The following is a 22,806-nucleotide window of genomic DNA, read 5'->3' on the forward strand; positions in this document are numbered from 1 at the left end:
CGGCAAATGGTCGCTTTCCGTCCGCCGGCCTACGCCAGCATTCGATCATGACAAAAGCTCAGCTCGCTGAGCCATCTTCCGAAGAAGCCATCTACTGGTTCTACAGAGGGTAAGCGGCTAGGCCGCATCATCCTCATCATACATCCCAGGCCGCTTAAGGAGCTTCGTGAAGTTCATGGCTAGACAGCCTTCGCCGCTCACCAAATCCATTGCCAGCCCCTTGTGAGCCCGCCACATCACCCGGGCCATGTCGATGTAGTGGCGATACGTGGTGAGAATGTCCTCATGGCCCAGTTGGTTAATGATGACTTGCGAGACGGCTGCGACCAATGCGTCTGTGCTCTCCGTCAGAAGCAGGTCGCCATAGGTCGCAAGCAAATATTGCGTCGGCCACCAGTGACGAGTCTGATAAAAATCGATGTGAGGTCTGAACTCTGGCCACTTTTCCATCGCCTTAACTTTAGCGCGGTTGGTTCGGGCCGAAATCATATCGGGCGTTACAGGAACGCCATTCTTGTTGAGGAAAAGTATGTCGGGTGGGCATTCTTGCCCCGTACGTTCTTTGTAGAGTTTTTTGCGTGCTGCATAATAAGGAGTGATGTAGTTTTCTTGTAAGGCCCGTAGTTCCTCCATGTGAATCACGATGGTACGATCTTTATGGCCTTTGCTGTCGTACACTTTGTAAGTGGTGGTTGCGCCCCGTTTCGTCATTTCGGAGTAGGGCATGATATGGGTGTTTTCAGTATTTCCCAGGTAAGGGAATCTCACAATGTCCATGGGGCGCATGGCTGTCCCAAGAGCAAAAGTGAAAAGTACCGAGTAAACAGGGTCTACATAGGTTTCCAGAAGAGCTTTGATTTCAAAATCTGAAATCAAGAAATCGAATTTCCTTTGCCTGTTTCGTCTGTCGAGGACGTAGATATTAGACGCATCAATTTGTACCTTCGATTGGGATTGAAGATAGTTAAGCATACGCCTGCTTCTGAAGTTGGCTTTCCAGGTTTTAAGACCGACGTTCACATTGGTAGGAAATTTTTCACTGCTCAACCACTCAAAAAAACCCATCAGCAAATGAGCCTCATCTATGATGCTTTCAGTGGAAGGTTTTGCTGACTGCAGGGCAAGTCGTTGGCTCTGCCGATCCGCCTGCCATCGCATGATGTCCCTGTTATCTGCAAGCACATGGTAGGTGGAGATGTCCTGGCCTATCATTTTCTCTTGTGTAGACAAAAATTTATAAAAATTGACCAAGATGCCCGCATAGCGCGCAGAGGTATGTTGGGAAGATCGGGTTTTTTTATATAGAAACAGATTCGGGTGGGACAGAAGGACGCTTTTCCCTTCGAATTCAGCTATTAGAATATAATGCGAGACTTTTTGTGTTCGGGTTTCGCTTGAAATATAAGTGATTAATTTTCTGTTAATGGTAATCATGGCTATGCTCTCTCAATCGCCTTGGGAGATCTTGAAGTTTATTACTTCATCGAAACCCCAAGAGATATTTGGAGCGTCTGCTTTGTCTGCCGCTTTGAGCTCATCGCCCGGAATGTTTCTGATCATGAATTCGCGTTGAGCTTTCTTCTCAATATCGGATATGCAGTGCGGTACACAAACCGTAATTTTAAATGTTCTGGGTAGGTGTTTTGTGAAGTTTAAAAATTCTGTTCTGGTGAACAGGGGGAGTCGAACGACCAGGGCGGTTTCATTCGGTCGGGTGATATATTCCTCGGCAAATTTGTTAAAGCGAGAAATGTAGCGCTCGGCGAATATTACTGCGCGGACGTTCGGCACATTGGCAAAGGTGGTTAGCTTTTTTCTTGTTTCTAGAATTTGCTCGTCCTTTGCATCCTCAAACGCGTCAATGTCCGGAGTCTTGCCAAGTTTGGCGCAAATTTCTTCAATCCCAACATTGAATGTGAGGTTGTTCTTGGGCGGCGCTACGTTAGCTCTTGTGGGTTGTTGATCAATTGCCAGTGCAAGCTTGAGTTCGAGCTCAGAAATAGTATTTCTGTATTCATTGTTGAGCAGGGTTTGTCTTTCCAGTGAGTTGGAAATTGTGTGACTATAGAGTAACGACAAGTCATTGTTCATTAAGGTGGTGACGTGTCGATTAATGCCTTCCTTTAATTCAGCTTCATACCTGGCTTGGTTTCGCGCGATAAGGTCTTTGTAGTGTGACTCTGTCTTGTTGATCGCGCTCTGAGTTTGTATCTCTACCTTTTTATCGTGGCTGTCAGTAAGCTCTGAAATGCTCCGGCTGCCATTGATGAAGGGTTTGAGGTCATCATAATAGCGATCTAAAGCCTGGCGGCTAATGCCTGCGCGTTTAGATAAATCTTTGAGCTTGAGCTTCTTGGATGTGCCAGAAATGTAATGCTCGATGATAAGATCGATGATGAGTTTGCGCCGCTCATTTCCCTGGATACCAGTCGCTTCTGGAGAGGCTTCAAGGGGGGCTTCGGTGGCTTGCTGGTCGAGCGAGGTGCCTTGCTTATAGTTAGACATGGCTCACCTCGATCAGACGCTGTTTGCGACGGTTATCCGGGGCTTTGTCCATACTGCCAGTGGCTTCGAGATTCTCCAGATGACGCTGGGTGGCGTTAATCCTTCGCGTAAGTTCGCGCTCGGCTACTGAGGAAAGCTGTCCGCCGCCACGATTCAGTAGGGTCGTATAGAAGACAATATTATCGCTAAGAGATTTCTTGGCTGATTCCAGGACAACGATCTTCTTGCAGTCTGGCTGGCAATTCGAGGCGTCAGGTTGGTAGTTGTCGTTCAGGGCTTTACGGTTCATCAGGCAAGGCGGAACATTGTCTGCATGGTATTGCTCCCCGGACAGACAGAAGGTTCCCACTGCAGTTCTGCGCACGAAGATTTGCTCTCCCGCAGCGAGCAGGTGGCTGATGTAGGACATTAGCGAGACCTTCAGTTGTTTGCCTGAGAACTCGTCCGGGCGTTTGGAGATCTGATCATAAATCCTAGTGGCGGCATCGCCTGAATAAGCTCCATAGCGAATGCCTGCCACTATTTCATGGAATTCGCGCGTGTAATTTTTCTCAATAGCCAAGGCAACTGTTCTGACCATCAACGGGTTTCGCGAAATATATTGAAGAGTCATGGCATAGCTTTTGTGCCCAAAAAGCGCTCTAATGATGTCGATGTTCCGCTCGTCGCGATTTATCAAAATTTCAGCAATTGTTTTCCTGAACCTGTGGCAATGAATGCGTTCAGCGTCCACGGCATTTCGAAGAGAGACAATTACTCCTTGGATTACTCCACTCGTTGAAGTCTTCACATCTTTTGAGGAAAGGTTGGACTGGAAGAGCCAGCCGCTCCTCTTGAATTTAGCTATGTCTCGGAGCTTTTCGAAATCGCGAATCGCGTCTCCAACAAACTTGGGAATAGGTAGTTCATCCTCTTCACCGAAAGTAGGATTGTGCGCGGTTTTAAAGCGGTGGATCTTCAGCCAGTATTCGCCGTTGTCGTCAATGCGCAGATCAGAGAATTTGATCGGGGATAGTTCCGATTTTCGGGCACCTGTGATCAGCGCCACCATAATGAAGATCGCGTTTCTTACGCTGTCCAAAGCCCGGCTGTACTCTGTCAGCCAGGTATAGGTGAAAAGAGGCTTGTTGTGCTTCAAGCTTTTCCGCAGCTTGTACACCATTACCTGTTTACCATCAATCTCTATGCTTGTTCGCTTCTCGAAATCAGGCACAGGGTACGCTCTGACCAAGGCACCGTCTTTAAGGCTTTCAAGTCCCACAAGGTAATCGCGCAGCTTCAGCAGCTCAGGGACAGCTTTTTCGATCCAAAACAGAGAGTATTCGGTCAAGGACTCCAGATCCTCTTCCGAATAAGGTATCCACGAGCTAACGTTGCCTCTGAAGTAGCGTTGGTAAATGTCTTTTCGGAGTTCTGGGTTGTCAAATTCAGTTAGGCTGACACCAATTCGAAGATCTTCTGGGATCAGTTTGTTGTCAGAGATTAAAATCCAGAGGCGTAGCATCTGGTAAAGTCCGAACAAGTCGGATTTTTTTGGGGCCTTTCGGGCTTTCTCGATAGCGGCTCGGATCAAATCCATTGAGATCAGTCGAATATGCTCAGGCTTTGCAGTCAGGTGAAAGTCCCTGAAGATATAATCTTCTAAGATCCTGTATATGAAACCTTGGTGTCGTGCCGTAGCGTAGCTGCGGATATTACCCAGTGGCGCATACTCGCGTACGGTGTGGAAAATTATCGCACGCTTAAGGGAATTTGAACCCTGTACTTCCCTGGTGAAGTGCACGTTATTGGGCGCGCCGGATCCGCTGCGTGGAAAATGCCAGATGTCATCGAGATAGTGGGAATCATTCGATACAGGGAAGTTTCCCCCACTAGCAAGTAGCTTGTTCTTTAGCGAAAATGCCGGGGTTTCTCGGATATTACCGAAGGTCTGCTCGAAATCTTCATCAATTTCATCTTTACAGTCTTCTTCTTCGGCAGCACTTTCCAAGGTCAGGTCATCAAAGCCGCCATCTCCATCCTCATCAGCCTCTTCATTCGTTCCCGCTTTTGACTTAGGTGGTGTGTGCTGGCTGCCTGAGACGGCTTCAGGGGCCTCGTCCTGGGCCTCGACCAGGTCGTCATCCGAGGCTTCGTTCAGGGCTTCTTCGGGCGCATCGGTATGAGCCTCAGTACGGACATCGGTAGTGGAGGAGGGCGCAGTAGTGTGGCTGGTCATGCTCTTGATCTCTCGGGTGGCATTTAGATGTAAGGTATCCGGGCCACGGGTTAATATTCGGGCTTGCAGCTTGTATTCCGGCTCAGACGCCGAAGTCTTCACTCTCAAAAATAATCTCTAAGAGTTTTAGGTCTCGGGGCAGCATTGGAGTGTTCCGTCGGCGATAACGAGAGGCAGCCTTCGTGTCGTCTTCATCGCCCCACGCCTCCAAAATGTACTGGATGGCATCGAGCTCTCGCTGGAATCGACTATCAAATCCAATATCGGCATCGCGCTCTTCGAGATATTCCTGAAGGTGGCTCGCACGCTCAATCAAGAAGGGCAGGGAGTCTTCGAAAATCCGGACTTGACTGCAGAAAATGCACTCGGCAATTGCGAAGCACTTTTTACCCGTGGAGTAGATGATCTCTGATCCTACCCAGTCAGGGTTGTCCTGATCAGCGCACGCCCACAGCGCTTTTGTATGCCCAGGAATGTGAAACACTTTTAACTTGCCCGATGCTTGCGCTTGCGCATGTGCTGCAAGCAAGCCTTTGAACTGCCGGGCACGAAGGAGCTCAATAATCGCTTCAAGTTCAGATCGCAGCCGCTTCATACGTTCTTGGCGTGCAGCGCCTGAGTCGTCATAGAAAATATCTGTTGTATCGCGATCAGCATGCCCCATGGTTGACGACAGCAGAGATAAGGGGCTGTTCTTCTTTTTATGCAATAGCCAGGTTGGGCGAAGACGCCTGGTTAGTTCCTTTGCAGTAGTCAGGCGTTTCCCATTGTCGATAACCTCATACATTTTTAGAAAGTTACGGATCCCGACCAGGAATGTCGGCATGTAGGCGATGGAGGTATAACGCCCACCTTTACGCCAGTCTGACTTAAGTCGGATGCAAGAGAAGAGTGGATTCATCCTTTCTTCATAGGTTGCTGCGGGAGCGCGATCCAAGGGAAACTGCGCCAGTGGCTCGCTAAGGCGTTGGCAAAGGCCAATCAAGCAGTAGAAACTCAAGGGATCGTCCGTTCGAGAAGGAAGATGGATCCTCTTGGGTTTTTCGAAGTTCTGCGCGATGTTCTGAGATTTGTTCTTCTCCGAGTAGACGACCCGAATCGCTTCCTCAATTGCACCTGTTAGAATATGTTCGTAGTTACCTTGGTCAACGGCCAGCACGGTTTCTTTGTTCCAGCCGGACTGGAACATCATGAATGTGATCAGGGCCGCCATATCCTCCATAGTGGGATAGTACAGCGCCATAAGATCATCAATGCTATAAGTCCTGTTTTTTGACTTGACCGGATTTGCTGTCGACATTCGATGAAGAAGGATTTTGATGACGTCATCACATCCGTCTTCCAGCTTTATCAAACGCGGCTGGTCATACGTCTCCATCAGCTCGTCTAGAGTTAGATTGAAGGGGAACTTGTGAACCAAAAATGTCTTGAGCGCCCGAGCGCTGTCCATCGGCCAATTTCTGACGCTTTTTTCGAAAGGATCGGTCAGTCCATCAAATTGAATGTTGTCGCGCTCCTTGCGATAAATCGCCTTAAATTTTTTGATGCCGTTGGGATCGATTGCCAGCGCCCGAATTTCAGGATCAGGAGACCTCGCAAAGCGGGAACGATAAGAGTCGCGATGGGCATCGCGATTCATAACTTCGACATGCTTCTGCCATTCAAGTAATCGCTGTCGAGTTGGAGTGGGTCGGATTTCCTCCATGACCTCTTGCGCAAGGTATGGCTCCGCCTGATGAACCTCCGCTCGGAATTCGAGCTTTTTATAGAGCGTCAAGATATGCGTCGAGCAGGCAGTCTGCAGGCTCTCAAAACCATCTTTAAACAGAGGCTCTGTTTTCTTGGCCCTACCAATGGTGATGAAAGGCAGCACCAAGCGAGGCAGAATGCCAAGGTCACCCACTTTGGCAGTCGCTGTTTTCAGCTTGATGATGTTTACCGGCGAGTGCCCTTCCCTCGTCAAGAAATCTTGATAGCCCAAGTACACCTCGGTGTTGATGTCGGTGTACTTGGTGATATGCAAGGCTGTAGGGTTTCGTTTGTTCAGTGTGTCGATGTACTCAAGAAGCGTTTCGATACCATTGCGCAAGCCATACGCGTCGGAAGCGTTCGCCTCATAGGCAAAGCTCACAAAGAGAATATGCAGCGACTGGCAAAGGTCGGTACTCGGATCGAAATATGGACTTTTCAGGTACCGGCATGTGATCCACTTGTCGTTAGCCACCAGCACTGATGTGATCTCCGAATAGTTAGTCGGAGCGGTGCCCATCAGGTAGTCGACGTCGGAAGTCTGGGGCTGGGTATTGATCGTTGCGCTCACCGTCTCAACCCTCTTCTTGTCCGCTAGGGGAAATGTCATTTCCGCTAAGGCGATCAGTCGGAGCGGTCGGCTTGTTCGAATCGCCTGAAGCCTTTGACTCGGTTGAGTTCTCGCAAGCCGCCCATGCCCTGTCCACCGCCGCACGGAGCTCTTCCAGGCCCTGATCGTTCATGATCAAAACGTCCTCTGGGAGGTGATCAATGCCATCCTCAGAGGAGTGGGCTTTCACCTTCATCAAGTCTGGGCGCTTGATGTGCCAGATCTTTCCGTTGTGCCGGCGTAGGAAGGCGGCTTCGTTCTCGAAGCGAATGTCTTTTATGATGATGACCTGGGCATCTGCTGGAACCTGGCGTCGGGGCTTGAGAGCTTCAAGGGAGCGTTGGCTTCGGCGCTGACTGAAGTCCGGGTACATCTCGAAGGCGTGGCGCTTGAGCAGGCTGATGGCCTCGCGCGGGGCTAGCCCCCACTTCGCATCGAATGTATCGAGCTCTGTTGTGACCTGGACGGCTGAGAAGTCGAAGAATGCTTGTGCTGCAAGGATGAAGGGGGCTTCATCAGGCAGCAGGGCTTCGGGGTCTACAGGGCGGGTAGGGCTGTTGGCAGGTCGATTAATCTCCCGCTCCGCTCTCATCAGCCAGTGGTCTGGGTTATGATGACGCATCCATTCAGTACCAACCGCTTGGAAGAACTCCCGAGGTGACCGGCCCCAAAGCGCAATGGGCTGCTCCTTGAGATTGTCATCCCAAGCCTCTGCATCTGATAGACCAAACAATACCTGGCAACCCACCTTGAGTGGATCGGCCAGAGCGAAAGCTGCAACGTGAGAATGGGATAGCAGCATGGAAGCCACCGTGTCCTTTCCGGATCTTGCCAGGGCTGCTAGGCCAATGATTGTTCTCACTTCTTCTCCTTTTTCCTGCTCAGAGCCTTCGGGCTATGGGCTAAGATACGGTTTACATTTCTCATGAAGGGAATATATCACAGCTTGTTTACGTTTCTGATGAAGGGAAAACAAGACTCCACCTACGCCTACCAGGGCGGTGGTCGCGGCTTGTGCCTGCAGCGTATCGCTGCCCTGGAAGCCTTCGTTCAGGGGGACTTGCGCCCCGACCTGACCCTGCTGTTCGACCTGCCGGTGGAAGTGGGCATGGCCCGCGCCAGCGCGCGCGGTCGTCTGGATCGTTTCGAGCTGGAAGGCCAGGCATTTTTCGACGCCGTGCGCACCGCGTTCCTCGAGCGTGCCAGGGCGGAGCCTGCGCGTTACTACCTGCTTGACGCCGCCCAGCCGCTGGCTCAGGTGCAGCAAGCCCTCGATGCGCTGTTACCGACCCTGCTGGAGCGCGCTCGTGGCTGAAGCCTACCCGTGGCAGGACGGTCTCTGGCAGCAGTTGGCCGGCCGAGCCCAACACGCCCACGCCTATTTGCTGCACGGCCCGACCGGTATCGGCAAGCGTGCCCTGGCCGAGCGCTTGATGGCGAGCCTGTTGTGCCAGCGCCCCGTTGACCTGCAAGCCTGCGGCGAATGCAAATCCTGCCTGCTGCTGAAGGCCGGCAGCCACCCCGATAACTATGTGCTGGAACCTGAGGAAGCGGACAAGGCGATCAAGGTCGACCAGGTGCGCGACCTCGTCAGCTTCGTGGTGCAAACCGCGCAGATGGGCGGGCGCAAGGTGGTGCTGATCGAGCCGGTAGAGGCGATGAACATCAACGCCGCCAACGCGTTGCTCAAGAGTCTGGAAGAACCGTCCGGCGACACCGTGCTGTTGCTGGTCAGCCATCAGTCCAGCCGCTTGCTGCCGACCATCCGCAGCCGTTGCGTGCAGCAGGCATGCCCTTTGCCGAGCGAGGCCATGAGCCTGCAATGGCTGGCGCAGGCGCTGCCCGATTGCGCCGAGCAGGAACGGATCGAATTGCTGACCCTGGCCGCGGGCTCCCCGCTTGCGGCGGTGAAGCTGCACGCCCAGGGCGTGCGCGAGCAACGGGCACTGGTCGTAGACGGTGTGAAGAAACTGATCAAGCAGGAAGTGTCCGCCACGCAATTGGCCGAAAGCGCGTGGAAGGACATTCCCCTGTTGCTGCTGTTCGACTGGTTCTGCGATTGGTCCAGCCTTATCCTGCGCTACCAGTTGACCCAGGACGAAAACGGCCTGGGTTTGCCGGACATGCGCAAGGTGGTGCAATACCTTGCGCAGAAAAGTGCCCAGGACAAGGTGCTGAGCATTCAGGACTGGATTCTCGCCCAGCGTCAGAAAGTGCTCGGCAAGGCCAACCTCAACCGCGTGCTGTTGCTTGAAGCACTGCTGGTCCAATGGGTCGGCTTGCTCGGCCGACGTTAATTTCCTTGGCCGACGGGTGTATCGTCGGCCAGACACTACTCAAGTTGTAATTGCCCATGCTCGTAGACTCCCATTGCCATCTCGACCGTCTTGATCTCGCCCAGCACAACGGCTCCCTGGACGCCGCCCTCGACGCTGCGCGCCAGCGCGGGGTAGGGCACTTCCTGTGCATCGGCGTCAGTGCCGAAAATGCCGCCGACGTCAAAGCCCTGGCTGATCGCTACGCCGATGTGGATTGCTCGGTGGGTATCCACCCGCTGGACCTCAAGCCCGGCGAAGCACCGGCCCTGGACTGGCTGCTCGGCGAACTCGATCACCCGCGCGTCGTCGCCATTGGCGAGACCGGCCTGGATTACCACTACGAACCCGAAGCCGCCGACCTGCAGCAGGCCTCATTCCGCCTGCACCTGCAGGCGGCGCAACACACCGGCAAACCGGTGATCGTCCACACCCGTGGGGCTCGCGCCGATACCCTGACGCTCTTGCGCGAAGCCGCGCTGCCCCAGGCCGGTGTGCTGCATTGCTTTACCGAAGACTGGGCGATGGCCAAGGCGGCCCTGGACCTGGGGTTCTATATTTCCCTGTCGGGCATCGTTACCTTCCGCAATGCCGACGCGTTGCGTGATGTGGCGCGCCAGGTGCCTGCCGACCGGCTGCTGGTGGAAACCGATTCGCCGTACCTGGCGCCGATCCCCCATCGCGGCAAGCCGAACCTGCCGGAATATGTGCGTGACGTGGCGGATTATCTGGCGATGCTGCGCGGCGAGTCCTACGAGCGCTTCGCCGAGCAGACGACCGAAAACTTCAAGCGTCTGTTTCCATTGGCTCATGTGGCCGGCGCTACTCCTTCTGCGACGTAGCGCGCTTGCCTTGCACTGTAGGAGCGAGCTTGCTCGCGAAAAACGTCAACGATAACGCGTGCATCCTGGACAAACGCGGTGTCTATGAGTTCTTCGCGAGCAAGCTCGCTCCTGCAGGAGAGAATCGCAGGCAAAAAAAACCCGGGTTCTGGGGGGGGAATCCGGGTTAAGACCATTAGGAGTAAAACAAGGGTACGCAGTCCGTCGGTACCCAGGTCGACGCTTCACTTGGGGGAGATGTCGCGACGACACTTGAAGTATTGATCACTCTGGGATTCAGTCCAGTCTCGATGGGTCGATTTTTAAACGGATTTGGAATACGCGCGCTTCGCTTGAGTTCTCATTGAGCGGATGCGCAGGTGGGAATGGCGCGTCTTGTTTCTGACTGATATCGGGCAAATCGTTGGCGGACTGAAAGTAAAGTGCATAACGGGGTCACATAGGCGTTGCCCAACGACCGTTCAGTCGGGATAATCCCTCGCATCGGGTAAATCGTATCGCCACGTATCCGTGGCCTGCGCAACCCTTCCTATTCCGACCTTTGCAGACCTCTTCCTCATGCATAAAGAACCCCGTAAGGTCCGTGAGTTTCGCCGCCGTGAGCAGGAAATTCTCGACACCGCACTCAAATTGTTCCTCGAACAAGGCGAAGACAGCGTCACCGTCGAGATGATCGCGGATGCCGTGGGTATCGGCAAAGGCACGATCTACAAGCACTTCAAGTCCAAGGCCGAGATTTACCTGCGCCTGATGCTCGACTACGAGCGTGACTTGAACGAGCTGCTGCATTCAGCCGATGTCGACAAGGACAAAGAGGCCTTGTCCCGGGCCTATTTCGAGTTCCGCATGCGCGATCCGCAGCGCTACCGCCTGTTTGACCGCCTGGAAGAAAAGGTCGTCAAGGGCCACCAGGTACCGGAAATGGTCGAGGAACTGCACAAGATCCGCGCCTCGAACTTTGAACGCCTGACCTTGCTGATCAAGGGCCGTATCAGTGAGGGCAAGCTTGAAGACGTGCCTCCCTACTTTCACTACTGCGCCGCCTGGGCCCTGGTGCATGGCGCCGTGGCGCTGTACCACTCGCCGTTCTGGAGCAATGTGCTGGAAGACCAGGAAGGTTTCTTCCAGTTCCTGATGGATATTGGCGTGCGCATGGGCAACAAGCGCAAGCACAGTACCGAGCCGCCGGCCGTGGAGTCGCCCTCCACCTGATGATTTACTGCCACGCGCAGGACCCCGGGAATATACTCAGGCAAGGCCCCTTGCTAAAAGCTGATTTATCAGTCAGCTTTTAGCGCGCCCCGATTCATCCTCTGCCGGAGTGGTTCATGATCGTCGATCGTCAAGGCAGGCGATTTCGCAATTTGCGGATCAGCCTGACCTCAGCCTGCAATTATGCCTGTACCTATTGCGTGCCCAACGGCAAGCGGCTGGTGGCTGCCCAGGACGAACTCTCGGCCCAGGCCATGGCGCGGGGCGTGGCTTACCTGATCGAAGCGGCCGGCATCGATCGCCTGCGGATTACCGGGGGTGAGCCGCTGGTCAGTCCCAAGCTGGAAGCCTTCATGGGCGCCGTGGGGCAGATGGGGCTCAGCGATATCAGCCTGACCACCAACGGCCAGTTGCTGGCGCGCAAGCTGCCGCTGCTGGTGGACGCCGGTATCCGGCGCATCAACGTGTCCCTCGACACCTTGGATGCCGACGCCTTTCGCAGCATCGCCCGTGGTGGCGACCTGGCCACTGTGCTCGATGGCATGGACCAGGCCCGCGCGGCTGGAATCAAGATCAAGGTCAATATGGTGCCCTTACGCGGCCAGAACCTGGACCAGGTGCTGCCGTTGCTCGATTACTGCCTGGAGCGGGGCTACGAGCTGCGCTTTATCGAATTGATGCGCATGGGCCACCTGGCCAAAGACTCCAACGCCTTCCTGCAGCAATTCGTCAGCCTGCAACAGTTGCTCAGCCTGATCGGCGAACAGCATGAATACCTGCAAGCCAATGCGCCCGTCGACGCCACGGCCGTGCGCTATGAAGTGCCGGGCAAGGGCTTCTTTGGCGTGATCGCCAATGAGAGCGTGCCGTTCTGCCGCACCTGTTCGCGGTTGCGGCTGTCGTCCACGGGGTGGTTGCATGGTTGCCTGTCTTCGAGCAATCGTCACTACGTCGGCGACCTGCTGGACAAACCGCGCCATCAGGCACTGCCGGCGCTGCAAGGGCTGCTGATGAAGGCCTTGGGCGACAAGCAGGAAGTGGCCTTCTCGGGCGGCGCGACGGTGATGAAGATCATTGGCGGCTAACTTGTGGATGCGGCCTGTAGGAGCGAGCTTGCTCGCGAAAAACGTCAACGATAACGCGTGCCTTCTGAATGAGCGCGGTGCCTGTGGGTTTTTCGCGAGCAAGCTTGCTCCTGCAGGGCATCAGGGCAAGCCCCCTCCCACATTTAAATCAAGCTGGCGCAGATTCTGCATCTCACGCCCATTCGCCGGTTTTCCGTCACCGGCTTCTGGAGGATAGGATGCGTAGTCTGGTTTTGTTGCTGGCGTCGTTGGCACTCAGTGGTTGCATGACCGTCAGCGATATGGCCGAAGGCACCCGCTATCAGATGAGCGACGCCGGCTTGCTCGACCACAGTGATACGCGCCGCACCGCTTCAATTCGTGTGCAGCCGGACTCCTTCATCTTTATCGCCCAGGGCGCTTTCGTGCCGCCCGGCAGCGCGTATCCGCGCCCCAACGTGGTGGCCGAGGAAGCGTTCAACGGCTTCGTCGAATATTTCCCCATGGTGCGTCGCGCCCGTCAGCCCGAAGGCCTCGAACAGGCCATGGCCGAAGCGCGCGGGGTGGGGGCTCATTACTTGCTCTATTGCCGTTTTGCGGCAGCCGACGACCGTATCGGCAACGCCGATGAGTGGACCGATCAGCAAGCCCTGGACCGCCTTGGCCTGGACAGCGGCGTGATCCAGATCATGTTGATCGAGACCAGCACCCAGTATTTGATTGATACTGCACGCATTCGCAGTCGTGGCGGTTTACTGACGTTCCACGACAACACGCCACAAGATCTGATTGCCCGGCCGCTGGCCCAGTACGCCCGAAGCTTGCTCGGCATGAGCAATCAGTAAGCCTGAGGAGACCCCCATGACCGATACCGCCAAGGCCAACGATCTGTTGGCGCAACTGCCCAAGGGTAAAGGGCCGGCGCCGGTGCATCTGTGGAACCCGGATTTCTGCGGCAATATCGACATGCGCATCGCCCGTGATGGCACCTGGTTCTATCAGGGCACGCCTATCGGGCGCAAACCCATGGTCAAGTTGTTCTCCAACATCATTCGCCGCGATGGCGATGATTATTTCCTGGTCACACCGGTGGAAAAGGTCGGCATCACTGTCGATGACGCGCCATTCGTTGCCGTCACCCTTGAGGTGCAAGGGCAGGGCGAGCGCCAGGTGCTGCGCTTTACCACCAACGTCGAAGAGCAGATCGAGGCCGGGCCCGAGCACCCGTTGCGGGTGGTGATCGATCCGCTTACCGAGGAACCGGCGCCTTATCTGCGGGTGCGCAGCAATCTTGAAGCCCTGGTGCACCGCAACGCGTTTTACCAATTGGTGGAGTTGGCGGTAAGCCGTCCGATCAACGGTCAGAACTGGCTCGGGGTATGGAGCAGCGGGGAGTTTTTCCCGATTGGCCTGGAGCCCTGACGTCGGTTTTTTCACTGCCCTGACATAATTCGCTTGCTGGAGACGGCGCCTTTCGGTTATCAATTTGTACATGATTAGACATGTTCGATTCGATAAGAAAAAACGCGTCGTCGACGAGCTCATCCGCCGTATCGAGGGTGGGGTGATGGCCGACGGTTTCCTGTTGCCGGGTGAACACCAATTGGCCGAGGAGTTTGCGGTCAGTCGTGGCACCCTGCGCGAGGCGCTGGCCGAGCTCAAGCGGCGCAATTACATCGCCACCCAAAGCGGTGTCGGCTCCATCGTCACCTTTGACGGCATGGGGCTCGACCAGCGCCACGGGTGGGCTCAGGCCCTGGCCGACACTGGCGCGCAGGTAAGCACCGAGGTGCTGCGCTTCGAAGCGGTGACACGCCCGGACTTGTCCAGCCGTTTGGGCAGCGAGCAGTTCATTGCCCTCGATCGCCTGCGCCGCACCGCCGACGGAACAGCGGTGTCGCTGGAACGCTCGCTGATGCCTGCCACCGGCGACCTGGAAAGCCTGCCCCGCATCGGCCTGATCGACCATTCCCTGACCATCACCCTGGCGGCCTACGGTTATGTGGGCGCCACGGGCGACCAATGGATCGGCGCCGAGGCCCTGGGCGATGAAGACGCTCAGTTACTCGGCCGTCCGGCCGGCACAGTATTTCTCAAGGCCTCGCGCACCACCTATGACCGTCGCGAGCGTTTCATGGAGCATGTCGAAAGCTTGCTCGATCCCGTGCATTTTCGTTTGCACCTGCAATTTGGGGCGTCCAAATGACTGCTGAAATCCGCGCGCTCGGCGCTTTTTATGGCCTGGCCCTGGGCGATGCGCTGGGCATGCCCACCCAATCCCTGAGTCGTGAGCAGGTCCGCCAGCGCTTCGGCGCCATCACCGCCCTGGAAGACGCCGGCCCCGATCAACCGATCGCGCCGAACATGCCCGCCGGTTCCATCACCGATGACACCGAACAGGCGATCCTGGTCGGTGAGTTGTTGGTCGAAGGCCGCGGCACGATCGAACCCGGCGTTCTCGCCCAACGCCTGATCGACTGGGAGGCGAGCATGCGCGCCAAGGGTTCCCAGGACCTGCTCGGGCCGTCCACCAAGCGTGCGATCGACATGATCCTCGCCGGGCATACGCCCGCAGAGTCCGGGCGCTACGGCACTACCAATGGCGCGGCCATGCGCATCACGCCGGTGGGCATCGCCGCCGATGTCAGTGACCCGGCGCAGTTTATCCGGGCGGTGATCCAGGCCTGCCAGGTCACCCATAACACCAGCCTGGGCATTGCCAGCGCGGCGGCGGTCGCGGCGGTGGTCTCGGCCGGTATCAATGGTGTCGACCTGGGCGAAGCGCTGAACATCGGCACCCAGGTGGCGCAACAGGCCGAACAGCATGGCCACTGGGTTGCCGGCGGACGCATGTCGACCCGCATCAGTTGGGCACGCACCCTGAGCGTCGGCAGCGGCGACAACGCGCTGTTCACCGACTTGCTCTATGAATTGATTGGTACCTCCGTCGCCTCCCAGGAGTCGGTGGTGGTGTCGTTCGCCCTCGCGCAGCAAGTGGCATCGGGCGACATGAACGCGTTCGAAGCGCTGTGCCTGGCCGCGAGCCTGGGCGGCGACACCGACACCATCGCCGCGATCCTCGGCGCCATGCTTGGCGCGTGTCTGGGGATGCAGTGCTGGCCCGGGCCGTTGATCGAGCAGGTCAAGCAGGTCAACAGCCTGGATGTGCAAGTGCTGGTTCAAGACCTGCTCGCCTTGCGCCAGGCATCACGTTGATCCGCCATTGAAGCGTTGCCACAACCATAACAATACAGGCACCAGGAGCCCCCACCCCATGAGCAGCACCTCTTCCGGCCAAAGCGTCGGGCAATTGGAAACACGCGGCATCGAGCCGGTCCCGGAAGGCGAGTGCAACGGGCATCCGCTGCAACTGTTCTGGGTCTGGTTCGCGGCCAATATCAGCATCCTCGGCTTGCCGCTGGGTGCCACCCTGGTTGCGTTTCGCGGCCTGGCCATTTGGCAGGCGATCATCGTCGCAATCCTGGGCGCTGCCGGTTCCTTCGCGGTGGTGGGCATCATTTCCATCGCCGGTCGCCGTGGCCGCGCGCCCAGCCTGACCTTGTCCCGCGCCATCTTCGGCGTACGCGGCAATATCGGGCCGACCCTCGTGTCGCTGATGTCGCGCCTGGGCTGGGAAACGGTCAATACCACCACGGCCGCGTTTGTGTTGCTGTCGCTGTGCTCGATCCTGTTCGGTTCCCCGGTGGAAGCGAAAAGCGCACCGTTGCTCACCCTGATCTTCATCGCCGTTTTCGTGCTGCTGACCCTGGCCGTTTCCGGCCTGGGCCATGCCACCTTGCTGGTGATCCAGAAATGGGCAACCTACGTGTTCGGCGCGCTGAATATTCTGGTGGGCGGCTTCCTCTGCGCCACTATCGACTGGAGCGCAGTCTTCAACGCCACGCCGGCGCCGCTGAGCGCCATGATCATCGGCGTCGGCACCATGGCGGCCGGTACCGGTATCGGCTGGGCCAACGCCGGTGCCGATATGTCGCGTTACCAGCACCGCAGCGTCAAGGCCGTGCGCCTGGTGGCCTCTGCCGCGTTCGGTGCGGGCATCCCGCTGGTGTTGCTGATCACCCTCGGTGGCCTGCTGTCGGTGGGTAACAACGACCTGGCCTCGGCCACGGACCCGATCATTGCGATCCGCGACATGCTGCCGACCTGGATGGCAGTGCCGTACCTGATCACCGCGTTCGGCGGGCTGCTGTTGTCGAACAACCTGTCGGTGTATTCAGCCGGCCTCACCACCCTGACCCTGGGCCTGAAGGTCAAGCGCGTGCACGCGGTGATCGTCGACATCGTGGCGATTTTTGCCGGCTCCATTTACTTCATGCTGATCGCCGACAGCTTCTACGGTCCGTTCATCACCTTCATCTCCTTGCTGGCGGTGCCGATTACTGCCTGGGTGGGGATTTTCGTGGTCGACCTGATCCACCGTCACTACTACAGCCCCAAGGATTTGCTGGATGTCAGCCCGAGCAGCGCCTACTGGTATCGCGGCGGTGTGGAGTGGCGCGCATTTGGCGCCTGGGCGCTGGCCATCGTGCTGGGGTTCAGCTTCACCACCATCGGCACCACCGCCGACAACATCTGGTTTGCCGGGCCATTGTCCGATTCCTGGCTCGGCCATAACGGCCTCGGCTGGATCGTCACCTTCCTGGTGGCCGGCGGCGTCTATGCCGTACTCGGCGGCGCTGCCGATCGACGTCCCGCGTTAGTCGAGCGTCCCAATGTCTAGATTGCTGCACACCGGACAGGTCATCGTCGACCTGGTCATGGCCCTTGATACCTTGCCGCCGAGCGGGGGCGACGTGTTGGCCAGGTCCGCCAGTTTCGAAGCCGGCGGTGGCTTCAACGTCATGGCCGCCGCGCGGCGCAATGGTTTGCCGGTGGTTTACCTGGGACGTCACGGCAGCGGCCGCTTTGGTGACCTGGCCCGCGCTACGATGCAGGCAGAAGGCATTGAAATGGCACTGCCGGCCAGCAGCGGCCAGGACACCGGCCTATGCGTCTCCCTGACCGAAGCCACCACGGAGCGCACGTTCATCTCCCACCTCGGCGCCGAGGGGGAACTGAGTGCCGATGACCTGGCCCGGGTAGTGCCGCGCAGCGATGACTATGTGTATGTCAGCGGTTACAGCCTGCTGCTTGAGGGCAAGGCGCAGGCGCTGATCGACTGGTTGCTGGCGCTGCCGCGCGAGGTGCTGGTGATGTTCGATCCAGGCCCGCTGGTCAAGGCGCCGGACTCGGCCTTGATGCGAGCGCTATTGCCGCGTATCGATATCTGGACCAGCAATGGGCCTGAAGCACTGGCGTTTACCGGTGCACCGGACATCGCCGCTGCGCTGCCCGCGTTGAGTCGGCACTTGCCCGCCAACGCGCTGTTGGTGGTGCGCGATGGGCCGAATGGATGCTGGGTAGGGCAGGCGGGCGACATCAGGCATGTGCCGGGTTTCAAGGTGCAGGCGGTGGACAGCAATGGCGCGGGGGATGCGCATGCCGGGGTGTTTATCGCCGCACTGGCGAACGGCTTGAACCCCGTCGAGGCAGCGCGTCGAGCGAATGCAGCGGCGGCGTTGGCGGTGACACGCTGGGGGCCTGCGACGTCTCCAGGCACTGCTGAAGTCGACGCACTGCTCACCGAATAAAAAAGGGGCTTGCCCCTTGCCCTCTGTAGGAGCGAGCTTGCTCGCGAAAAACGTCAACGATAACGCGTGCTTCCTGAGTGAACGCGGTGCCTGTGAGTTTTTCGCGAGCAAGCTCGCTCCTACATAGAGATAGGGCAAGCCCCCTTCCACATTGGGTGGTCGCAGGGCCAGACCAGAGATGGCATCACTGCAAGCCTTGACCCTCAAGCTTGCGCGCCTCATCCACACCCGACGCGGTCAATTTGATCGGCAGGTTCAACGAATATTCACCGGCGTCGTCGGTGGTCACATGTCCATCCTTGATCAGCCCGCGGTCCTGCAGGAAGGCCAAGACACTGGCGACTTCTTTTCCGCCGCGATAGTTATCCAGCACCTCCTTGCCCAAGCCTTGCGGATGAGCGTGCAGCAGGCGAGTGAGGACTTCTCGTTCAAGGTTTCTATCAACGTTCATGTGTACCTCTTCACTGGGAAATGATCGGGTGTCGAGCGTGTCAGGCAGGTATCAAGGTGCAGGTTGTTTCGGCGCGCCTGGCAGGTTCGAATCGTCGCCTTTATTGATCTTCGGTTCGTTCACCGATGGGCCCATTTTGCCGTTGCCGACGGCAGCAGGTGCCTGGCGCTGGGTATCGTGGCCCTTGGTGTGCGGGTCGGCGGCGTTGGTGTTGTCGATGATCGCGCCGCCATTGGTGTCGAGACCGGTGCCCATGGACTTTTGCGATTCGGTGGTGGCGTCAGGCGTTGGATCGGTCGGGCCGGTTGCCGAGGTGGCGGCAAACGCGCTCAACGACGCAGCAGACAGCAGGCCGGTGAGGGCCAGGGCAGCAAATTTGGAATTTTTCATGAGGGTGTCTCCATATGATTAATGTCCTTACCCTTGATTGGTCAGCCGCACTTTGCGGTTTGTGCCTTGATGGCGACGAACGGTCTTATGTGGCCTGTAAGAATTTGTGTACCCGCCATAGGGAAATTGCGCTGCAATCAGTCATCAAAGCGTCTTAGTATGTGGGCTTTGAACTTGCCCAAGGCGCGCCCATGACCATCGAGATTCGCCCCGCCGTACCCAGCGATGCTGCGCAGATCCTGACGTTCATCACTGAACTGGCCGAGTATGAGAAAGCCCGGCACGAAGTGATCGCCAGCGTGGTGGATATCGAACGCAGTTTGTTCAGCGAGGGCTCCACCGCCCACGGCCTGATCTGTTCGCGCGACGGTCTGCCGATTGGCTTTGCGGTGTTCTTTTTCAGCTACTCCACCTGGCTTGGCAGTAACTGCCTGTACCTGGAAGACCTTTATATCAACCCGGAACAGCGCGGCGGCGGGGCGGGCAAGAAGTTGCTGCGCCACCTGGCCAGGATCGCCTGCGACAACGGCTGCGGGCGCTTCGAGTGGAGCGTGCTGGACTGGAACGAGCCGGCGATTGCGTTCTACAAGTCCATCGGCGCGCAGCCCCAGGAAGAGTGGGTGCGCTACCGCATGGAAGGCAATGCGCTGAGGGATTTCGCCCAGGGCTGACAGGCGCGCGGAACCGGCCCTATACGGCCGGTTTTTTTATAGGTTTGTTCATATTATGGGATGTAAATTTATATATTGAGATATTTCAAGCTGTGGGTTTATAGTCGCCTGCATCAGCACTCACTGCCAAAAATAAAACAGGTGAAGCGATGCAGGCACAACCGTTGTCCCTACCCGCCGTGCCCGAGCCCACTTACGGCGAGCGACTCAAGCACAAGGTGGTGATCATCACCGGCGCTGCGCAAGGCATTGGCGAGGCCATCGTGGCGTGCTTCCAGGCGCAGCAGGCGCGGTTGGTGATCGCGGATATCCAGGCCGACAAGGTCGAGAAAGTCGCGGCCCATTGGCGCGAACGCGGCGCCGAGATTGTCGCGCAGGCCGTGGATATCACTTCCACAGAGCAATGGCAGTCACTGGTCAATGTGGCCATCGAGCGCTTCGGCCGCGTGGACGTGCTGGTCAACTGCGCCGGGGTCAACGTGTTTCGCGACCCGCTGCAAATGACCGACGAGGACTGGCGCCGCTGCTTCGCCATTGACCTTGACGGCGCCTGGTACGGTTGCCGCGCGGTGCTGCCGCACATGATCGAGCAGGGCATCGGCAACATCATCAACATTGCGTCCACCCATTCCAGCCACATCATTCCCGGCTGCTTTCCCTACCCTGTGGCCAAGCACGGCCTGCTCGGCCTCACCCGCGCCCTTGGCATCGAATACGCGCCCAAGGGCATCCGCGTGAATGCCATCGCCCCGGGCTATATCGAAACCCAGCTCAACGTCGACTACTGGAACACGTTCCCCGACCCCCACGCCGAGCGCCAGCGGGCCTTCGACCTGCACCCGCCCAAGCGCATCGGCCAGCCCATCGAGGTGGCGATGAGCGCGCTGTTTCTGGCGACCGACGAGGCGCCCTTTATCAATGCCACCTGCCTGATGATCGATGGCGGGCGGTCTGTGATGTACCACGACTAAACCGTTTTCCAATAACAACAATGAGGTGGTCCATGTTCAAGAAGACACTCGGCGCTGTGGCGCTTGCGTTGGCGTTCAGTGGGTTCGCATCCGCTGAAGAAGTGAAGATCGGCTTCCTGGTCAAACAGGCCGAAGAACCCTGGTTCCAGACCGAATGGGCCTTCGCCGAAAAAGCCGGCAAGGAACACGGTTTCACCGTGATCAAGATCGCCGTGCCGGATGGCGAGAAAACCCTGTCGGCCATCGACAGCCTGGCCGCCAACGGCGCCAAGGGCTTTGTGATCTGCCCGCCGGATGTGTCCCTCGGCCCGGCCATCGTCGCCAAGGCCAAGGTCAACGGCCTCAAAGTGATGGCCGTGGACGACCGCTTCGTCGACGCCAAGGGCAACTTCATGGAAGACGTGCCGTACCTGGGCATGGCCGCGTTTGAAGTGGGCCAGAAACAGGGCGCCGCCATGGCCGCCGAAGCGAAAAAACGCGGCTGGGACTGGAAGGACACCTACGCGGTAATCAACACCTTCAACGAACTCGACACCGGCAAGAAACGCACCGACGGCTCGATCAAATCTCTGGAAGAAGCCGGCATTCCCAAGGACCATATCCTCACCGCCGCGCTTAAAACCCTCGACGTGCCCGGCAGCATGGACGCCACTAATTCGGCCCTGGTCAAGCTGCCCAGCGGCGCGAAAAACCTGATCATCGGCGGCATGAACGACAACACCGTGCTCGGTGGCGTACGTGCCACTGAAAGCGCCGGCTTCAAGGCCGCCAACGTGATCGGCATCGGCATCAATGGCACCGACGCCATCGGCGAATTGAAGAAAGCCGACAGCGGCTTCTTCGGCTCGATGCTGCCAAGCCCGCATATCGAGGGCTACAACACCGCTCTGATGATGTACGAGTGGGTCACCAAAGGCACTGAACCGCCGAAGTACACCGCGATGGACGAAGTGACCCTGATCACCCGTGCCAATTTCCAGGAAGAACTGACCAAGATCGGGCTGTGGAAATGACCGCTGCGGCCCTGCGTTTTGACGGTATCGGCAAAACCTTCCCTGGGGTCAAGGCGCTCGATGGCATCAGCTTCACCGCGCACCCGGGGCAAGTGCACGCCCTCATGGGCGAGAACGGTGCGGGTAAATCGACGCTGCTGAAGATCCTCGGCGGCGCCTATATTCCCAGCAGCGGCACGGTGCAGATCGGCGAGCGGGTCATGGCCTTCAAGAACGCCGCCGACAGCATTGCCAGCGGCGTGGCGGTGATCCATCAGGAGCTGCACCTGGTGCCGGAAATGACCGTGGCCGAAAACCTGTTCCTCGGGCATCTACCGTCGCGTTTTGGCGTGGTCAACCGCGGTGTGCTGCGCCAGCAGGCGCTGGCGTGCCTCAAGGGCCTGGCCGATGAAATCGATCCCCAGGAAAAGCTCGGGCGCCTGTCCCTGGGCCAGCGCCAATTGGTGGAAATCGCCAAGGCGCTGTCCCGTGGCGCCCATGTGATTGCCTTCGATGAGCCGACCAGCAGCCTGTCGGCGCGTGAGATTGATCGCTTGATGGCGATCATCACGCGCCTGCGCGATGAGGGCAAAGTGGTGCTCTATGTCTCCCACCGCATGGAAGAAGTGTTCCGTATCTGCAATGCGGTCACGGTGTTCAAGGACGGGCGCTTCGTGCGCACCTTCGAGGACATGAGCGCGCTGAGCCACGATCAGTTGGTGACCTGCATGGTCGGCCGCGATATCCAGGACATCTACGACTATCGCCCGCGCGAGCACGGCGAAGTGGCGCTCAAGGTCGACGGCCTGCTCGGTCCCGGCCTGCGCGCGCCGATCAGTTTCAACGTGCGCAAAGGCGAAATCCTAGGCCTGTTCGGCTTGGTGGGAGCAGGGCGCACGGAACTGTTCCGCCTGCTCAGCGGCCTGGAGCGTGCCAGTGCCGGCAGCCTGGAGTTGTGCGGTGAGCCGCTGCAATTGCGTTCACCGCGCGATGCCATCGCGGCCGGCGTACTGCTGTGCCCGGAAGACCGCAAGAAAGAGGGCATCATTCCGCTGTCCAGCGTTGCTGAAAACATCAACATCAGTGCCCGGGGCGCGCATTCGGCGTTCGGCTGGCTGCTGCGCGATGGCTGGGAAAAGGGCAACGCCGACGGGCAAATCAAGGC

At 57.7% G+C, this 22,806-nt stretch carries 21 protein-coding genes and 1 pseudogene; 15 read left to right on the forward strand and 7 right to left on the reverse strand.

Translation table 11 applies throughout. The features are described from left to right. Window positions 1–117: 117 nt before the first annotated feature. The 5 genes from BFP90_RS04370 to BFP90_RS04390 all read right to left on the reverse strand — a co-directional run bounded on the left by BFP90_RS04370 (window position 118) and on the right by BFP90_RS04390 (window position 7,884). Complete coding sequence (locus tag BFP90_RS04370) at window positions 118–1,434, reverse strand: hypothetical protein (RefSeq protein WP_065896050.1); 1,317 nt, start codon at window positions 1,432–1,434, stop codon at window positions 118–120. Between the two features lie 12 nt (window positions 1,435–1,446). Further along, the gene (locus tag BFP90_RS04375; protein ID WP_065896051.1) at window positions 1,447–2,505 is read right to left on the reverse strand and encodes a hypothetical protein; all 1,059 of its coding nucleotides are present in this window, start codon (window positions 2,503–2,505) and stop codon (window positions 1,447–1,449) included. Beyond that, window positions 2,498–4,723: a tyrosine-type recombinase/integrase gene (locus tag BFP90_RS04380; protein WP_065896052.1), complete on the reverse strand. Its 2,226-nt coding sequence runs from the start codon at window positions 4,721–4,723 to the stop codon at window positions 2,498–2,500. The genes BFP90_RS04375 and BFP90_RS04380 overlap by 8 nt, the downstream gene beginning before the upstream one ends. Before the next feature lie 82 nt (window positions 4,724–4,805). After that, complete coding sequence (locus BFP90_RS04385; RefSeq protein ID WP_141688920.1) at window positions 4,806–7,043, reverse strand: hypothetical protein; 2,238 nt, start codon at window positions 7,041–7,043, stop codon at window positions 4,806–4,808. A gap of 4 nt (window positions 7,044–7,047) precedes the next feature. Next, window positions 7,048–7,884 carry a deoxynucleotide monophosphate kinase family protein gene (locus tag BFP90_RS04390; protein ID WP_242070658.1) on the reverse strand — a complete coding sequence of 279 codons (837 nt, stop codon included), beginning with the start codon at window positions 7,882–7,884 and terminating at the stop codon, window positions 7,048–7,050. Window positions 7,885–8,058: 174 nt separating this feature from the next. On the opposite strand from BFP90_RS04390, the pseudogene BFP90_RS04395 reads away from it, so the two are divergent. The 11 genes and pseudogenes from BFP90_RS04395 to BFP90_RS04445 form a co-directional block, all read left to right on the forward strand. Then, a pseudogene (locus tag BFP90_RS04395) lies at window positions 8,059–8,397 on the forward strand (dTMP kinase); the annotation flags it as partial. Then, a complete protein-coding gene (locus BFP90_RS04400) occupies window positions 8,390–9,379 on the forward strand; it encodes a DNA polymerase III subunit delta' (RefSeq protein WP_065896054.1) in 990 nt (329 codons plus the stop codon). The pseudogene BFP90_RS04395 and the gene BFP90_RS04400, both read left to right, overlap by 8 nt. Before the next feature lie 56 nt (window positions 9,380–9,435). Then, window positions 9,436–10,239 carry a TatD family hydrolase gene (locus tag BFP90_RS04405; RefSeq protein WP_065896055.1) on the forward strand — a complete coding sequence of 268 codons (804 nt, stop codon included), beginning with the start codon at window positions 9,436–9,438 and terminating at the stop codon, window positions 10,237–10,239. Window positions 10,240–10,797: 558 nt separating this feature from the next. Next, window positions 10,798–11,451: a TetR/AcrR family transcriptional regulator gene (locus tag BFP90_RS04410; protein ID WP_065883737.1), complete on the forward strand. Its 654-nt coding sequence runs from the start codon at window positions 10,798–10,800 to the stop codon at window positions 11,449–11,451. A 116-nt stretch (window positions 11,452–11,567) separates the two neighbouring features. Continuing rightward, window positions 11,568–12,536, forward strand: coding sequence for a GTP 3',8-cyclase MoaA (locus BFP90_RS04415; protein WP_065883735.1), 969 nt, complete (start codon window positions 11,568–11,570; stop codon window positions 12,534–12,536). Between the two features lie 218 nt (window positions 12,537–12,754). Further along, window positions 12,755–13,360, forward strand: a complete 606-nt coding sequence (locus BFP90_RS04420) for a DUF4823 domain-containing protein (RefSeq protein WP_065883733.1) — start codon at window positions 12,755–12,757, stop codon at window positions 13,358–13,360. Between the two features lie 16 nt (window positions 13,361–13,376). After that, window positions 13,377–13,937 (forward strand): DUF1285 domain-containing protein, encoded by a 561-nt coding sequence (locus BFP90_RS04425; RefSeq protein WP_065892932.1) that lies wholly within the window; start codon window positions 13,377–13,379, stop codon window positions 13,935–13,937. A gap of 70 nt (window positions 13,938–14,007) precedes the next feature. After that, complete coding sequence (locus tag BFP90_RS04430; RefSeq protein ID WP_065892931.1) at window positions 14,008–14,721, forward strand: GntR family transcriptional regulator; 714 nt, start codon at window positions 14,008–14,010, stop codon at window positions 14,719–14,721. Then, window positions 14,718–15,731, forward strand: coding sequence for an ADP-ribosylglycohydrolase family protein (locus BFP90_RS04435; protein WP_065896056.1), 1,014 nt, complete (start codon window positions 14,718–14,720; stop codon window positions 15,729–15,731). The genes BFP90_RS04430 and BFP90_RS04435 overlap by 4 nt, the downstream gene beginning before the upstream one ends. 58 nt (window positions 15,732–15,789) lie before the next feature. Further along, window positions 15,790–17,256, forward strand: coding sequence for a purine-cytosine permease family protein (locus BFP90_RS04440; protein WP_065896057.1), 1,467 nt, complete (start codon window positions 15,790–15,792; stop codon window positions 17,254–17,256). Continuing rightward, complete coding sequence (locus BFP90_RS04445; RefSeq protein ID WP_065892928.1) at window positions 17,249–18,166, forward strand: PfkB family carbohydrate kinase; 918 nt, start codon at window positions 17,249–17,251, stop codon at window positions 18,164–18,166. Before BFP90_RS04440 ends, BFP90_RS04445 begins: the two co-directional genes overlap by 8 nt. A gap of 184 nt (window positions 18,167–18,350) precedes the next feature. Here the strand turns inward: BFP90_RS04445 and BFP90_RS04450 are convergent, their stop codons facing one another. Continuing rightward, window positions 18,351–18,617, reverse strand: coding sequence for a hypothetical protein (locus BFP90_RS04450; RefSeq protein WP_065883719.1), 267 nt, complete (start codon window positions 18,615–18,617; stop codon window positions 18,351–18,353). 51 nt (window positions 18,618–18,668) lie between these two features. After that, window positions 18,669–19,007, reverse strand: coding sequence for a hypothetical protein (locus BFP90_RS04455; RefSeq protein ID WP_065883717.1), 339 nt, complete (start codon window positions 19,005–19,007; stop codon window positions 18,669–18,671). Window positions 19,008–19,198: 191 nt separating this feature from the next. On the opposite strand from BFP90_RS04455, the gene BFP90_RS04460 reads away from it, so the two are divergent. The 4 genes from BFP90_RS04460 to BFP90_RS04475 all read left to right on the forward strand — a co-directional run. Further along, entirely contained in the window at window positions 19,199–19,678 is a 480-nt protein-coding gene (locus tag BFP90_RS04460) for a GNAT family N-acetyltransferase (RefSeq protein ID WP_065892927.1), read from the forward strand. A gap of 149 nt (window positions 19,679–19,827) precedes the next feature. After that, a complete protein-coding gene (locus tag BFP90_RS04465; protein WP_065896058.1) occupies window positions 19,828–20,649 on the forward strand; it encodes an SDR family oxidoreductase in 822 nt (273 codons plus the stop codon). A 32-nt stretch (window positions 20,650–20,681) separates the two neighbouring features. Then, window positions 20,682–21,662, forward strand: coding sequence for a substrate-binding domain-containing protein (locus BFP90_RS04470; protein WP_122461458.1), 981 nt, complete (start codon window positions 20,682–20,684; stop codon window positions 21,660–21,662). Continuing rightward, a partial coding sequence (locus BFP90_RS04475; RefSeq protein ID WP_065896060.1) for an ATP-binding cassette domain-containing protein occupies window positions 21,659–22,806 on the forward strand: 1,148 nt, incomplete at its 3' end. The genes BFP90_RS04470 and BFP90_RS04475, both read left to right, overlap by 4 nt.

The sequence above is a fragment of the Pseudomonas sp. 24 E 13 genome (assembly GCF_900004715.1).
GTDB lineage: Bacteria > Pseudomonadota > Gammaproteobacteria > Pseudomonadales > Pseudomonadaceae > Aquipseudomonas > Aquipseudomonas orientalis_A.

Coding starts and splice junctions, on each gene's coding strand:
- BFP90_RS04455 (WP_065883717.1), bottom strand. CDS start 19,007: ATGAAAAATTCCAAATTTGCTGCCCTGGCCCTCACCGGCCTGCTGTCT.
- BFP90_RS04430 (WP_065892931.1), top strand. CDS start 14,008: ATGATTAGACATGTTCGATTCGATAAGAAAAAACGCGTCGTCGACGAG.
- BFP90_RS04450 (WP_065883719.1), bottom strand. CDS start 18,617: ATGAACGTTGATAGAAACCTTGAACGAGAAGTCCTCACTCGCCTGCTG.
- BFP90_RS04380 (WP_065896052.1), bottom strand. CDS start 4,723: ATGACCAGCCACACTACTGCGCCCTCCTCCACTACCGATGTCCGTACT.
- BFP90_RS04420 (WP_065883733.1), top strand. CDS start 12,755: ATGCGTAGTCTGGTTTTGTTGCTGGCGTCGTTGGCACTCAGTGGTTGC.
- BFP90_RS04470 (WP_122461458.1), top strand. CDS start 20,682: ATGTTCAAGAAGACACTCGGCGCTGTGGCGCTTGCGTTGGCGTTCAGT.
- BFP90_RS04460 (WP_065892927.1), top strand. CDS start 19,199: ATGACCATCGAGATTCGCCCCGCCGTACCCAGCGATGCTGCGCAGATC.
- BFP90_RS04415 (WP_065883735.1), top strand. CDS start 11,568: ATGATCGTCGATCGTCAAGGCAGGCGATTTCGCAATTTGCGGATCAGC.
- BFP90_RS04440 (WP_065896057.1), top strand. CDS start 15,790: ATGAGCAGCACCTCTTCCGGCCAAAGCGTCGGGCAATTGGAAACACGC.
- BFP90_RS04435 (WP_065896056.1), top strand. CDS start 14,718: ATGACTGCTGAAATCCGCGCGCTCGGCGCTTTTTATGGCCTGGCCCTG.
- BFP90_RS04390 (WP_242070658.1), bottom strand. CDS start 7,884: ATGCTGCTATCCCATTCTCACGTTGCAGCTTTCGCTCTGGCCGATCCA.
- BFP90_RS04425 (WP_065892932.1), top strand. CDS start 13,377: ATGACCGATACCGCCAAGGCCAACGATCTGTTGGCGCAACTGCCCAAG.
- BFP90_RS04465 (WP_065896058.1), top strand. CDS start 19,828: ATGCAGGCACAACCGTTGTCCCTACCCGCCGTGCCCGAGCCCACTTAC.
- BFP90_RS04445 (WP_065892928.1), top strand. CDS start 17,249: ATGTCTAGATTGCTGCACACCGGACAGGTCATCGTCGACCTGGTCATG.
- BFP90_RS04405 (WP_065896055.1), top strand. CDS start 9,436: ATGCTCGTAGACTCCCATTGCCATCTCGACCGTCTTGATCTCGCCCAG.
- BFP90_RS04375 (WP_065896051.1), bottom strand. CDS start 2,505: ATGTCTAACTATAAGCAAGGCACCTCGCTCGACCAGCAAGCCACCGAA.
- BFP90_RS04410 (WP_065883737.1), top strand. CDS start 10,798: ATGCATAAAGAACCCCGTAAGGTCCGTGAGTTTCGCCGCCGTGAGCAG.
- BFP90_RS04370 (WP_065896050.1), bottom strand. CDS start 1,434: ATGATTACCATTAACAGAAAATTAATCACTTATATTTCAAGCGAAACC.